13 protein-coding genes are annotated in these 12,004 nt (G+C 51.1%); 10 read left to right on the plus strand and 3 right to left on the minus strand.

Annotated features, from left to right (window positions below):
• Nucleotides 1-132: 132 nt before the first annotated feature.
• The gene (locus tag AC3CB2_RS02625) at nt 133-2,226 is read right to left on the minus strand and encodes a S9 family peptidase (protein WP_352931065.1); all 2,094 of its coding nucleotides are present in this window, start codon (nt 2,224-2,226) and stop codon (nt 133-135) included.
• A gap of 297 nt (nt 2,227-2,523) precedes the next feature.
• On the minus strand, nt 2,524-2,931 hold the full coding sequence (gene msrB, locus AC3CB2_RS02630; protein WP_014285092.1) for a peptide-methionine (R)-S-oxide reductase MsrB: 408 nt from the start codon (nt 2,929-2,931) through the stop codon (nt 2,524-2,526).
• A gap of 258 nt (nt 2,932-3,189) precedes the next feature.
• On the opposite strand from msrB, the gene AC3CB2_RS02635 reads away from it, so the two are divergent.
• From AC3CB2_RS02635 to AC3CB2_RS02680, 10 genes are all read left to right on the plus strand, one after another.
• Nucleotides 3,190-5,538, plus strand: coding sequence for a putative monovalent cation/H+ antiporter subunit A (locus tag AC3CB2_RS02635; protein ID WP_352931063.1), 2,349 nt, complete (start codon nt 3,190-3,192; stop codon nt 5,536-5,538).
• Complete coding sequence (locus AC3CB2_RS02640; protein WP_008549641.1) at nt 5,538-5,954, plus strand: Na+/H+ antiporter subunit B; 417 nt, start codon at nt 5,538-5,540, stop codon at nt 5,952-5,954. The genes AC3CB2_RS02635 and AC3CB2_RS02640 overlap by 1 nt, the downstream gene beginning before the upstream one ends.
• On the plus strand, nt 5,954-6,331 hold the full coding sequence (locus AC3CB2_RS02645; protein WP_008549842.1) for a Na+/H+ antiporter subunit C: 378 nt from the start codon (nt 5,954-5,956) through the stop codon (nt 6,329-6,331). Before AC3CB2_RS02640 ends, AC3CB2_RS02645 begins: the two co-directional genes overlap by 1 nt.
• A 4-nt stretch (nt 6,332-6,335) precedes the next feature.
• A complete protein-coding gene (locus AC3CB2_RS02650; RefSeq protein ID WP_352931061.1) occupies nt 6,336-7,922 on the plus strand; it encodes a Na+/H+ antiporter subunit D in 1,587 nt (528 codons plus the stop codon).
• Complete coding sequence (locus AC3CB2_RS02655) at nt 7,919-8,398, plus strand: Na+/H+ antiporter subunit E (RefSeq protein WP_014285096.1); 480 nt, start codon at nt 7,919-7,921, stop codon at nt 8,396-8,398. Before AC3CB2_RS02650 ends, AC3CB2_RS02655 begins: the two co-directional genes overlap by 4 nt.
• Nucleotides 8,395-8,748: a cation:proton antiporter gene (locus tag AC3CB2_RS02660; protein ID WP_008549505.1), complete on the plus strand. Its 354-nt coding sequence runs from the start codon at nt 8,395-8,397 to the stop codon at nt 8,746-8,748. The genes AC3CB2_RS02655 and AC3CB2_RS02660 overlap by 4 nt, the downstream gene beginning before the upstream one ends.
• Nucleotides 8,745-9,107: a monovalent cation/H(+) antiporter subunit G gene (gene mnhG, locus AC3CB2_RS02665; protein WP_014285097.1), complete on the plus strand. Its 363-nt coding sequence runs from the start codon at nt 8,745-8,747 to the stop codon at nt 9,105-9,107. The genes AC3CB2_RS02660 and mnhG overlap by 4 nt, the downstream gene beginning before the upstream one ends.
• A 463-nt stretch (nt 9,108-9,570) precedes the next feature.
• Entirely contained in the window at nt 9,571-9,987 is a 417-nt protein-coding gene (locus tag AC3CB2_RS02670; protein ID WP_008549808.1) for a Ros/MucR family transcriptional regulator, read from the plus strand.
• 456 nt (nt 9,988-10,443) lie between these two features.
• Nucleotides 10,444-10,887: a helix-turn-helix domain-containing protein gene (locus AC3CB2_RS02675; protein WP_014285098.1), complete on the plus strand. Its 444-nt coding sequence runs from the start codon at nt 10,444-10,446 to the stop codon at nt 10,885-10,887.
• Nucleotides 10,871-11,605, plus strand: a complete 735-nt coding sequence (locus AC3CB2_RS02680) for a DUF6456 domain-containing protein (RefSeq protein WP_352931057.1) — start codon at nt 10,871-10,873, stop codon at nt 11,603-11,605. The genes AC3CB2_RS02675 and AC3CB2_RS02680 overlap by 17 nt, the downstream gene beginning before the upstream one ends.
• On the opposite strand, the gene AC3CB2_RS02685 is transcribed toward AC3CB2_RS02680, so the two are convergent.
• Nucleotides 11,568-11,999, minus strand: coding sequence for a SufE family protein (locus AC3CB2_RS02685; protein WP_014285099.1), 432 nt, complete (start codon nt 11,997-11,999; stop codon nt 11,568-11,570). The two genes, AC3CB2_RS02680 and AC3CB2_RS02685, sit on opposite strands and share 38 nt — an antisense overlap.
• Between the last annotated feature and the right edge of the window lie 5 nt (nt 12,000-12,004).

Below are 12,004 nucleotides of genomic sequence, written 5' to 3' on the forward strand. Positions count from 1 at the left end.
CTTTCTTGGTTCCGGCATTCCTAACAGAGCTTTTCGAACTGAGAACAAGGTTAAGGTAAACTTGCAGCGTTATTGAATAGAAAAAAGGCGCCCCGGAGTGAGGCGCCTTTTTTGCTGAAAAACTTGCTGTTCTTAGGCTTTGCCGGTCTGCTTCAGGGCAAAGGCATAAACCAGTGCGACCTCCTTCAGGCGATCAAATCGACCGGAAGCACCGCCGTGGCCGGCGTCCATGTTGGTGCGTAGCATGGTGAGGCTGTCGTTGGTCTTCTTCTCACGCAATGTCGCGACCCACTTGGCTGGCTCCCAATAGGTCACGCGTGGGTCAGTCAAACCGCCAAGCGCGAAGATGGCTGGGTAGTCTTTGGCGTCCACGTTGTCGATTGGTGAGTAGGACGCGATGTAGCCATAAGCGCTCTTGTCGCGGATAGGGTCACCCCATTCGGGCCACTCAATCGGGGTCAATGGCAGAGTGTCGTCCAGCATGGTTGTGAGCACATCCACAAATGGCACTTCCGCGATCATTGCAGCAAACGCTTCAGGTGCCATGTTCGCACAGGCACCCATCAGCATGCCGCCAGCAGAGCCACCATGAGCAACGATCCGATCATGTGATGTGAAGCCTTCACTGGCAAGGAACTTGGCTGATGCGATGAAATCATAGAAGGTATTCTTCTTGAACTCACGACGGCCATTCTTGTACCAGGCATAGCCTTTGTCCTTGCCACCACGGATGTGTGCAATGGCATAAACAAAGCCGCGATCTACCAGAGAAAGCGCGTTAGTAGAGAAGCTGGCTGGAATGGAGATGCCGTAAGAGCCGTACCCGTAAAGCAGGCAAGGTGCACTACCATCCAGAACGGTGGATCGTTTGTAAAGCAGGGACACCGGGACCAGTGTTCCATCATGGGACGGAGCCATCAAGCGGCGAGTGATGTACTCTGAGGCATCATGGCCGGAAGGTACTTCCTGACGTTTGCGCAGAACGCGATCACGTGTTGCAAGGTCATAATCATAAACCTCGCTTGGTGTGGTCATGGATGAGTAAGTAAAGCGAATGGTACTGGTGTCGTACTCAAAACCGCTTGCCATACCAAGGCTGTAAGCTTCCTCATCAAACTCGATCACATGAGAAATGCCGTCGATGAAGCGATGCACCACAATGCGCGGCAAGCCATCAACACGTTCTAGCCAGACCATGTAGTCTTTGTAAACGTCATGAGACAGGATCAGACGGCCCGGCTTATGAGCGATTAGATCCACCCAATGTGATTTGCCAGGCATCGCCAACTGCGCCACGAGAGGCACGCTCACGATCTTGAAATCTTCCGCCTCTCCAGCATTGGTGAGGATCAACAGACGATCACCATTGTCTTCAACGGAATATTCAACGCCGGTCTCACGCTCAGCCACCAGCGTAGGCTTTGCCAAAGGATCATCAGCCGGGATCAGCCAGACCTCGGTGGTCTCATGATCTCCTGAACCAATGCAGATGAAGCGCCCAGACTGTGTTCGGCCAAGCCCAACGAAGAAGCTCGTGTCTTTCTCTTCATAAACCAGCGCATCCTCGGAGCGAGGTGTGCCCAGTTTGTGGCGGAAGAGTTTTGACGGGCGGTGGTTTGCGTCTACCTCAACATAAAACAGATACTGGCCGTCTTTGGACCAGACGCCCCCAGCACCAGTATCTGGAATGGTGTCTTCCAGATCTTCGCCAGTTGCGGTATCGCGGATCTTGAGGGTGTAGTACTCAGAGCCTTTATCGTCATAAGCCCAGGCTAGGTATGTGTGGTCGTCGCTGTGAGACGCGCCGCCAAACTTGAAGTAAGCTTTTCCTTCTGCCTCAAGGTCTCCATCTACCAGCACGATAGGGTCGCTGCCATCTCGCTTGCTGCGGACGAACTTGGGATGCTGCCCGCCTTCAACAAACTTGGTGGCATAGGCGTACTCGCCATCAGGGGAGGGAACCGAGCTGTCGTCTTCTTTGATGCGTCCTTTCATTTCTGCAAACAGAGCTTTTTGTAGCTCTTCAGTATCTGCCATTTCGCTTGTTGTGTAAGCGTTCTCGGCTTCCAGATACGCGCGGATCTCTGGATCAAGTACCTCAGGATCGCGCATAACCTCTTGCCAGTTGTCTGCGCGCAGCCAGGCATAAGGCTCGTTGCGGGTAAAACCGTGATGGCTGGTTTCGTGAGTGCGCATCTGAGCGCGTGGTGGAACTGGTTTATTCATTATACCTGACTGAGTTTTCGCAAATGATTTTGAGATCTAAGCTCTGCTGGCTCTGCATTTTAAGTGAGAACTGACATAAAGCCAGTTCCCGATTAAAACTTATCCATCAGAAGATATGTGCCGTATCGAAGGTATAAATTTGAAGGCGAAGCTTTTTACACCGATTATTTTCATGCTCATATGTCTATCGATGTGGAGCTGATAATATTGTTTCAGTGTAAATTCAGTTGTTCTTCCACAGCTTCAAAACGTCGCTCTTTCGCTCCGCGACAACACCTATCTTAGATTTTATCAAAACTACTCGTCAGGTGTGAATGTCATCGAAGTACCATTCATGCAGTAGCGAAGTCCTGTAGGTGGCGGGCCATCTGGGAAAACGTGTCCAAGGTGTCCTCCACAACTCGCGCAGCAGATCTCCGTACGCACCATGCCCAGGGTCGTGTCTTTATGCTCGGTTACAACGTCTGGCGCGACCGCTTCAAAGAAGCTTGGCCAGCCGCAGCCTGCATCAAATTTCGTGTCTGATTTGAATAACTTAGACCCACATGCAGAGCAGCTATAGGTGCCGGTTTCAAAGGTGTTCCAATAAGGACCGGTAAATGCACGTTCAGTACCTTTTTCACGTAGGATTCGAAACTGTTCTGGAGTCAGTTTTTCCCGCCATTCCGCCTCGGTCATGTCCTTAGGTGATTTTTTGTTAAACATGATAGAAATCCTTATTCAACGGGCTCAATGGTAGGGCCATGTTAAGTTTACCAAGACATAAACAAACAGCAGATGTCTAAAAGGCAAGTTACAAATAGGTGAGGTTAGAGTTTATTGAAACCTGACAAAACTAGAATGTGATGAACTTGCCCCGCATGGGTGGGCAGATTATGTCTTTGGAGTGGTCGGGGGAGCGTGTTTGGCAAATTCGACTCGGTCTTATAGGTTCAACCACGAAAATAATTCACGGAGTGCTACATGCCTTTATTCGGTGTCGAGGCAACGTTCTGGGCGTTATTAGGCCCGTTTGTTGCCGCTGCGCTTAGTCCCATTCTGGCAAAGACTCTGAAACACAATGCAACATGGCTTCTGGCCATTATCCCTGCATTGGCTTTCTTACAGTTTCTCTCATTCGTGCCGGGTCTTGCTGAAGGGCAAACCTACAAGGCAAGCTTGGAATGGGTTCCCACCTTTAACGTAAACTTCTCGATTTATCTGGATGGCCTGTCTGTCGTTTTTGCGCTTCTGATTTCAGGGATCGGCACATTCATTACGTTATACGCTGGTGGTTACCTGAAAGGGCATGAAAATCTCGGACAGTTCCTGTCCTACCTGTTCCTGTTTATGGGCGCTATGCTTGGCGTTGTCGTAGCCGATAACGTCATCACGCTGTTCGTCTATTGGGAGCTGACGTCTATAACGTCGTTCTTGCTGATTGGCTTTGATCATCTGCGCCGTGCCTCGCGCCGCTCTGCTGTGCAGGCGCTTGTTGTGACTGGCGGCGGTGGTCTTGCTCTGATGGCAGGTCTTATTCTTGCAGGCTACCAAGGCGGCAGCTTCGAGATGAGTGAGCTGCTGAACTCTGGAGATGTACTGCGCGAAAGCCCTTACTACACTGCGATCTTTATTCTGGTCGTACTTGGTGCCTTTACGAAATCTGCGCAGTTCCCGTTCCATTTCTGGCTTCCAAACGCAATGGAAGCGCCAACACCTGTTTCCGCGTACTTGCACTCCGCGACCATGGTGAAAGCTGGCGTTTACCTGCTGATGCGCATGCATCCGGTTCTGGGAGGAACCGAACTATGGATGACAGTTCTGCCAATCTTTGGCGGTATCACATTGCTGGTTGGTACCATCCTCGGTATTCGTCAGACAGACCTAAAGCTTGTATTGGCCTACACCACCGTTGCGTCTCTTGGTCTTCTGGTGATGCTGACCGGCACGTCTGATCAGATCGCTATTCAGGGTGCGGTTCTCTACCTGTTTGCACACTCTCTCTTCAAAGGTTCGCTCTTCATGGTCGTCGGTACGGTGGACCATGAAGCAGGTACACGAGACCTGCACAGAGTAGGGGGACTGTTCTCCGCGATGCCGATCACAGGCACAGCAGCAGTCCTTTCGGCTCTTTCTATGGCTGGACTGCCTCCACTCATCGGCTTTGTCGCTAAGGAAGTTCTCTACGACGGTACCTGGTACACCACCAACGGCGGGCTATGGACAGCCTTCGCCGTGCTGGGCAACGCTATGATGTTTGCATTGGCAGCAACTGTTGCCATCAAACCGTTCTTCGGTGCCAAGTTGAAAACGCCAAAAGCTGCTCATGAAGGGACAGTTCTGCTGATTGCCGGTTCAATCACTCTGGCTGTTCTAGGCTTGGTGGCGGGTGCCTTTGTGGCTTCTGTAGGTCATCAGCTCTTGTCGCCGATGACCTCAGCAATCCTTGGCCAGCCGTTTGATAAAGAACTGCATCTGTTCCCAACCTACCTGTCTCCTGCGCTGTACCTGTCTGTAGCAACCATCGGTCTGGGCATCATCATCTTCATGTACATGGATCGTCTCCGTGTCATCGTTGCTGATGTTTTGCGCACAATCGGATGGGGACCAGACAAAGGCTTCGATCAGGTTCTGGAAGCGATCATTCGCTTTGCGACGACGCTGACACAAATGGTTCAGACCGGCAGCATGGTCACCTATATGCGGGCGACGTTTACTGTGATCGCGTTGATGTTGTTTGTGCCAATGATCCTCACAGGCAACTGGCCAAAGCTGGAAGGCTTGGGAAGTCTCCACGTTTATGAGTGGTTCATCGCAGCCATAGCCGTCATTGGAGTCTATGCTGTGCTGACAGCACGCTACCGGGTAACTGCGATCGTCCTGCTTGGTATTCAGGGATTTGCGGTTGCGTTGATCTATCTGCTGTTTGGCGCGCCGGACTTGTCCTTCACCCAGTTCATGGTTGAAACACTTTCGGTAGTCATCCTCGCACTGGTCATGACACGACTGAACCTCAAGCCTACGGATGCTCGCTCGTCCCGTGGCAAGGCCTTTGACATCAGCATTGCTGTGTTGTGCGGTGCTGGCATCAGCATGCTTCTCATGTCCATTGTTCAGCTGCCGTTTGATCCGACACTCTCTGAGTTCTTCACCCAATATAGCCGCACGATCGCGCATGGTCGCAACATCGTGAACGTCATCCTCGTTGATTTCCGTGGTTTTGATACCATCGGCGAAATCTCCGTTGTGATGGTAACTGGCCTTGCGGTGCTTGCACTTATCAGAGTTCGTCCTAAATCAAATGGAAACTCGAATACGGAGAAAAATCGCTAATGAATACGCTCATATTCAGAACGGTCGCTCCGTACCTTTCAGCACTGATGCTGTTGTTCTCCGTCTTTGTGCTGCTGCGGGGCCATAACGAGCCTGGCGGTGGTTTCATCGGTGGCCTCATCGCAGTTTCCGCATTCGCCATTTACGGTATCGCTTGTGGCGTGTCGGCTGTGCGCCGCGCTATGAAGTTCCATCCAATGTCCATTGCTGCATCTGGCCTGTTTCTGGCAGTCCTGTCTGTGCTGCCGAGCATTTTCTTTGGTCAGCCAGCCATGACCAGCCAGTGGTTGGCACTGCCATTCCTAGGCACGGTGATCGATCTGTCGACTCCGCTGTTCTTTGATATTGGCGTGTATCTTGTTGTTGTAGGAGCGATCTCCTCTATCGCTCTTTCTCTGGAAGAAAGGGCAGACTAATGGAAACGCTTTTTGCTGTACTTGTAGGGGTACTCTTTGCAGGCTCAATCTATCTGCTGCTCTCTCGCAAGCTGGTCAGAATCCTGCTGGGCATCGCTATTCTCGGTAATGCAGTGAACCTGTTGATTTTCACCGCGGGTCGACTGACACGAGATGTGCCGCCAATCATCCCGGTCCATAGCTATCTCCCCGTAGAAGCAACGGCGAACCCATTGCCTCAGGCATTGGTGCTCACTGCGATCGTGATTTCCTTCTCTTTCCTCGCCTTCTTTTTGGTCCTCGGGTATCGGGCCTATCAGGAACTTGGAACAGATGATCTGCTGGAAATGCGCGTCGCGGAACCAAAAGAACACAATGAACCGCCGCTGGGGTACTAAGTAGATGGCTGCAACGAAAACTACAGTTGATATTACAGCGGCGATGGTGACCGAGGCGGTGCCGCTTGCAGATTGGCTTCTGGTTGCACCAGTCCTGCTGACCATGGCAGGCGGTGCGATCTCCATCATCTTCCGCAAGAAACCTCAGACCCAGCCCTGGATCGCGATCTCGATCATTTCGCTGGTTATTCTCTCGAATATTGGCCTGCTGACTCACGTCCTTAACAATGGTGTTGTCACCATGGTCATGGGCAGCTGGTTGCCACCATTTGGCATCGCATTCACGGCTGACCCGCTCGGAGCGCTGCTTGCTCTGACGGCATCTATCGCAACGCTGTGTGTTGCCGTCTTCGCGATGAATTCCATTGCTGAGAGTGAGCGTCGATACGGTTTCTATCCGTTTTTGATGATGCTTCTGTGTGGTGTCACCGGTTCATTCCTGACAGGTGATATCTTCAACCTCTACGTCTGGTTTGAAGTGCTACTGATCTCATCTTTCGGTATGCAGATCCTCGGCAATGAAAAAGTCCAGATCGACGGTGCTGTTAAATATGCTGTCCTGAACCTGATCGCCACCACATTGTTCCTTGCTGCAACTGGCCTGCTGTATGGCCTGGTCGGCACGCTGAACATGGCGGACATTGCCGGCAAGTTGAAGGCCTTTGACGGCTCAGGACCCGTTCTTGGCCTTGCAGCTCTCTACTTCCTTGCATTCGCAATGAAGGCAGCAGCATTCCCGGTCAACTTCTGGCTTCCTGCGTCTTACCACACGCCACGTCTGGTCGTGGCAGCGATCTTCGCTGGCCTTCTCACAAAGGTCGGTGTTTACGCACTGCTCAGAGTGATGGTGCTCCTGATGCCAGAAGGCCGCGATTGGCTTGCAACCCTGATCGGTCTGGTCGCAATCGCAACCATGCTGACAGGCTCTCTTGGTGCACTGGCTCAGACAGATATCCGCCGCTTGATGGCATACCTCGTGATCGCAGGCATCGGCGCTATGCTGGCTGGTATCGCAGTTGGTAACGAAGTCGCTGTATCTGGTGCGATCTTCTATTCCATGCACTCCGTGCTGATCATGACTGCGCTGTATCTTCTGGTCGCATTTATGTTCCAGATGAGTGGTACGTTCTCCCTGCGCGAAATCGGAGGGCTCTATGTCCGCACGCCATTGGGGGCCGTTATTGGTCTGATCCTTCTGCTGGCTGTTGCAGGCCTGCCGCCGTTCTCAGGGTTCTGGGCAAAACTGCTGCTCGTAGCAGGTGCTTTGGAAGCAGATCGCGGCTGGGTCGCAGCCGGTATCCTAGTGTCTGGCTTGCTCACAACAATCGCCGTTGGTCGCCTCTGGATCTTCGCTTTCTGGCGGGGAGGAAATGAGCATACCGTTGACGGTATTCAGGCTCTTCCAATCGCAGGCAGTGCAGAAGCCTCAGAAATCTCCTGGAGCATCTGGCTACCGTTGATCCTTCTGACAACACTTATTGTTCTGATTGGAGTACTTCCGGAAAGCATGATGTCTGTAGCTGACTATGGAGCAAAAACGCTGATTGATCCGACAGCCTATATCGGTTCCGTGTTTGGAGGTTCTCGATGAACAACAGGGTCTTTCTAATGAACCTGCTGCTCGCTGCAGCATGGGGTGCCGTTACAGGCTCATTTACACCGCTCAACCTGATCTTCGGTTTTGTGCTCTCAAGCATTGCCCTGTTCCTGATCCGGGAGCAGATCGCATTTCGGGATTATTTCCAGCGCGGTGGTAAGGTTGTCATTCTCGCCGGCAGCTTCTTTAAGGAACTGGTGCTGTCTTCTTGGCGCGTACTGATGATCGTCATCCGCCCGAAGATAAAACTGCATCCGGGTATCATTGCTGTACCGCTGTCAGTCACAGAGGACTTTGAGATTACTCTGCTGGCAAATATGGTCACGTTGACCCCGGGCACACTCTCGGTTGATGTCTCAGAGGATCGTAAAGTCCTGTTTGTACATTGCCTGAATGTGCCGGATCCGGAAGAAACGATTGATGGCATTAAGAACGGTTTTGAACGTCAGATTCTGGAGGCGTTTCGATGAGCGGATTTGAAGCTTTTGCAGCAGACTTTCTGTACGCCTGTGTGAGCATCGCGCTCTTTATACTGGGCCTGACATTTTTGCTGATCGTGTATCGTATTATCAAAGGTCCGACGCTGCCTGACCGCATCGTGGGACTGGATCTGCTGGTCGTCGTTGCCATCGGCCTGATTGCGACTGTGGGCGTAGGGTCCACCTACACACTGTACATCGATATCTCACTGGCTCTTGGCCTTGTTGGCTTCCTGGCAACTGTCGCTTTCGCGCGCTTCATTCTGAACCGCGGACAAGCCAAGGACTTCATCATTATGCAAGAGATCAAAGATTCTGAAAGGCTGGAGGAGCAGGAATGATGTCAGCAGTTATCTCCATCCTGACAGGGATCATGTTGATCATTGGTGCAATCTTTGCAGCAGGTGCAGCACTTGGCATAAACCGTTTGCCGGATGTCTATACGCGCATGCACGCAGCGTCTAAGGCAGGTACGCTTGGCTCAGGCCTGATGGTTCTGGCGCTGGGGTTATACTCTCAGCAATGGGATGACTTCATGCGCGCTGTGGCAACGGTCTGCTTCTTCCTGCTCACAGCACCAGTGTCTGCGCACCTCATCGCGCGGGCAGCTTATGTGGTTGGCTATAAGCCGTGTAAAGAGACCACAATTGATGAGCTGAGTGTGACGAAGAAGACAGCAGAGCCAGATGCTCCGCAATAATGTATCAGCCTCAGCCAAGCTTTTTGCGTTTTAGTGCTGAGCAAAGATACAATATAATCGACAATGACCATGAGGAAGGCGAAAAACTAGGAGTTGAAGTTTCAACTGCTTCGCCTTTCTAAAAGCCGATTACACAGTACAGTCACATTCTTTTGTCTGTACATTAGAGCCCGCAGTTTATCTAGCTCACTTCTATAATTTCTCAAGTTTGTTAGAAGTCTGTAAGGTCCTTCTAAATCACAATGCACAAAAAACCATAGTAAATCTGATTTTTTTGACCGGATTTAACTTGTTATCCTTATTTCCTGTCTCTATAACAGCCCCCTATGGTTTTTGCTTGTTTAGAGTCGAATTTCGACTGTGATAAGTATGGATCTTAACTTTGATCTTCGGGTCGAAGTATTGGTTCAGTAGTAAACAAGCACACGTATGAAATTTAGATCCACAAGATGACAGGTTTGAGATGAGCGAGATCCCTGCAGATAACAATTTGATGGAACTGACTGCTGATATCGTGTCAGCCTATGTTGGTAATAACACTGTGGCCTCCGCTGATTTGCCTGTGCTGATCAACGACGTTTACGTCGCTCTGCAGAAAACCAGCGGTGATCTTTCTGAGCCTGAGCCAGAGCCACTGAAGCCAGCTGTGCCGGTTAAGAAGTCTGTCACGAACGACTACATCATCTGCCTTGAAGATGGTAAGAAGTTTAAATCCCTGAAGCGCCACCTGCGCACTCATTACGATATGACCCCTGAGGAATATCGTGAGAAATGGGGTCTTCCTTCTGACTACCCAATGGTTGCTCCTCATTACGCAGCAGCTCGTTCTGAGCTTGCTAAGAAAATGGGTCTCGGCCAGCAGCGTAAACGCGCTAAGTAATTTCGGGAAATATCCTGAACGAAAACCAGCCTCATTCGGGGCTGGTTTTTTTTATTCCCCTTCCTTCATTTTTTATCCCCCTGTTATCGATGAATTCCACTAAGGGTGCGCGCATTGTGTATATCGCCCTGGATTGGTGAGTGCTGCTTTCCGTAAAGGTAAATTTGGCTCATTGAACACTAGAGCTTAAGTTCTAATTTTACTGCGCTTGCCACAGTTGTGAAATCAAAATACCTGCAAGTCTCAAGAGTTAATTCAAAAATATAATTTGATAAGGTTTTGGGCAGCACGATTACTGCGCCTGAGCAGTGCGATGAACCCGCCTGATTTTACCAGTTGTTTAGAAAAATTTATGTTTTGAGGGCGCTCAGTCTCAATCTTATCCCCCCCGAGTATCGCTAGGGCAACAATCAATTGTTCTTTGACGATAACCAATCAGTTCATTGGAGTAATTAAATGCCAAGAATTTCTGAGGGGGAGAAAGACGAAATGTCCAGAAGTCCGCGTTTGGGATCTCCGGTTCATTCCGCCCTGCTGAACAAACCTTTGTCAGCCGTGGACTGGATGGCAACAGGACGTGTCGCGCTCGCATTTGGATTAAAGCCCGAAGAACTCCATTCCGCATCTCGTGGTTATGCAAAAGCAGCAAGAGCTCGGCAAGTCTCCATGTACATCCTCCATGTCTGTATGGGCATGACGTTGTCTCAGGCTGCAGCAGCCTTTGGCCGGGACAGAACAACAGCAGCCCACGCCTGCAAGGTTGTTGAGGATTTGCGCGAAGATCCCAGATTCGACGCGGTTCTCTCTGAAATTGAAGGGCAGCTCTCTGCATCTGTTGCCAGTGCTCGCATGCACCCGGCCATAAACGCTGGAGGCCCGTCTGATGTCTTCACAGCCTGAAACTGAAATCCCTGAGAAAGAGCTGATCAACCTATGCAGACGACTCTCTGGGCCAAATAGAAGCTCACTAAAGGCGGCCGTTGCCAGAAAAACGCTAAATCATGCAATCGCCCTGAAACTTGTAATCAATCACGAAGACGGGCCAAGGCTAACCAAACACGGGAAGCAATGGCTCAAAAAGACTCTCAGCAATGGTGGGCTCGAGACGCAACCTGCTCCTGTGCAAGCAGTATGTGCTGATAGCCCTCTCGCCTGGCTTAAAAGCCGAAGGGACAAAGCGGGGAGGGCCTACATCACAGAACTGCAATATGAGGCTGGTGAGCGGCTGAGAGAAGATTTCACTTATGCTCAGTACTGGGGAACAGTTAAGTCCAATTGGCGAAGCGAACGAGCGCCCAAATCAGCCTGCAAAGTCGATGACGTCAGCGACAGGGTTTATGACGCCAGAGAACGTGTCCAGAAAGCACTGGCTGCGGTAGGGCCAGAGCTGTCAGGCATTCTCATGGATGTTTGTTGTTTTCTCAAAGCCCTCAAGCACGTCGAAAGCGAACGGCAATGGCCACAACGTACAGCAAAGGTGGTGCTGGGATTAGCACTGGACCGACTATCTAAGCACTATGGCTCTTCACGCCAACGCGCGGTCGGTCCTGAAACCTCACAAATTGTAAGTTGGACAGCTCTCAGTTCAGAGCAAGCGCAGCAGACGCATCATCCTTGATGCGCTGGACCATGGAGCTCAGTCCATTTGAGCGCTGTGGTGTAAGATGCTCTTTGAGGCCGATCTTGCTGAAGACATTCTCAATGTCGGTCTCAAGGATCTCTTTGGCGGGTACACCAGAGTACTGCGCAAGAACGATGGCAACCAAACCACGCACGATATGCGCATCGCTATCGCCTTTGTAAAACAGGATCGGGCCGTTATCTCCGTCTTCCTGAATGCGCTTGGAAAGCCACACCTGAGAGACACAACCATGAACGCGGTTTTCCTCACTGCGTTCATCATCGCTCAATGGCTCAAGTTCACGGCCAAGTTCGATGACATAGCGATAGCGGTCTTCCCAGTCTTCGAGGAATTCAAAGCCTTCTAGAATCTCAGCAATCGCAGTGGTCATAGTAC

The organism is Pseudovibrio sp. SCP20 (assembly GCF_057774105.1).

Excerpts from the sequence above, each read along its gene's own strand:
- AC3CB2_RS02625 (WP_352931065.1), bottom strand. The coding sequence starts at position 2,226 with ATGAATAAACCAGTTCCACCACGCGCTCAGATGCGCACTCACGAAACC.
- msrB (WP_014285092.1), bottom strand. The coding sequence starts at position 2,931 with ATGTTTAACAAAAAATCACCTAAGGACATGACCGAGGCGGAATGGCGG.
- AC3CB2_RS02635 (WP_352931063.1), top strand. The coding sequence starts at position 3,190 with ATGCCTTTATTCGGTGTCGAGGCAACGTTCTGGGCGTTATTAGGCCCG.
- AC3CB2_RS02640 (WP_008549641.1), top strand. The coding sequence starts at position 5,538 with ATGAATACGCTCATATTCAGAACGGTCGCTCCGTACCTTTCAGCACTG.
- AC3CB2_RS02645 (WP_008549842.1), top strand. The coding sequence starts at position 5,954 with ATGGAAACGCTTTTTGCTGTACTTGTAGGGGTACTCTTTGCAGGCTCA.
- AC3CB2_RS02650 (WP_352931061.1), top strand. The coding sequence starts at position 6,336 with ATGGCTGCAACGAAAACTACAGTTGATATTACAGCGGCGATGGTGACC.
- AC3CB2_RS02655 (WP_014285096.1), top strand. The coding sequence starts at position 7,919 with ATGAACAACAGGGTCTTTCTAATGAACCTGCTGCTCGCTGCAGCATGG.
- AC3CB2_RS02660 (WP_008549505.1), top strand. The coding sequence starts at position 8,395 with ATGAGCGGATTTGAAGCTTTTGCAGCAGACTTTCTGTACGCCTGTGTG.
- mnhG (WP_014285097.1), top strand. The coding sequence starts at position 8,745 with ATGATGTCAGCAGTTATCTCCATCCTGACAGGGATCATGTTGATCATT.
- AC3CB2_RS02670 (WP_008549808.1), top strand. The coding sequence starts at position 9,571 with ATGAGCGAGATCCCTGCAGATAACAATTTGATGGAACTGACTGCTGAT.
- AC3CB2_RS02675 (WP_014285098.1), top strand. The coding sequence starts at position 10,444 with ATGCCAAGAATTTCTGAGGGGGAGAAAGACGAAATGTCCAGAAGTCCG.
- AC3CB2_RS02680 (WP_352931057.1), top strand. The coding sequence starts at position 10,871 with ATGTCTTCACAGCCTGAAACTGAAATCCCTGAGAAAGAGCTGATCAAC.
- AC3CB2_RS02685 (WP_014285099.1), bottom strand. The coding sequence starts at position 11,999 with ATGACCACTGCGATTGCTGAGATTCTAGAAGGCTTTGAATTCCTCGAA.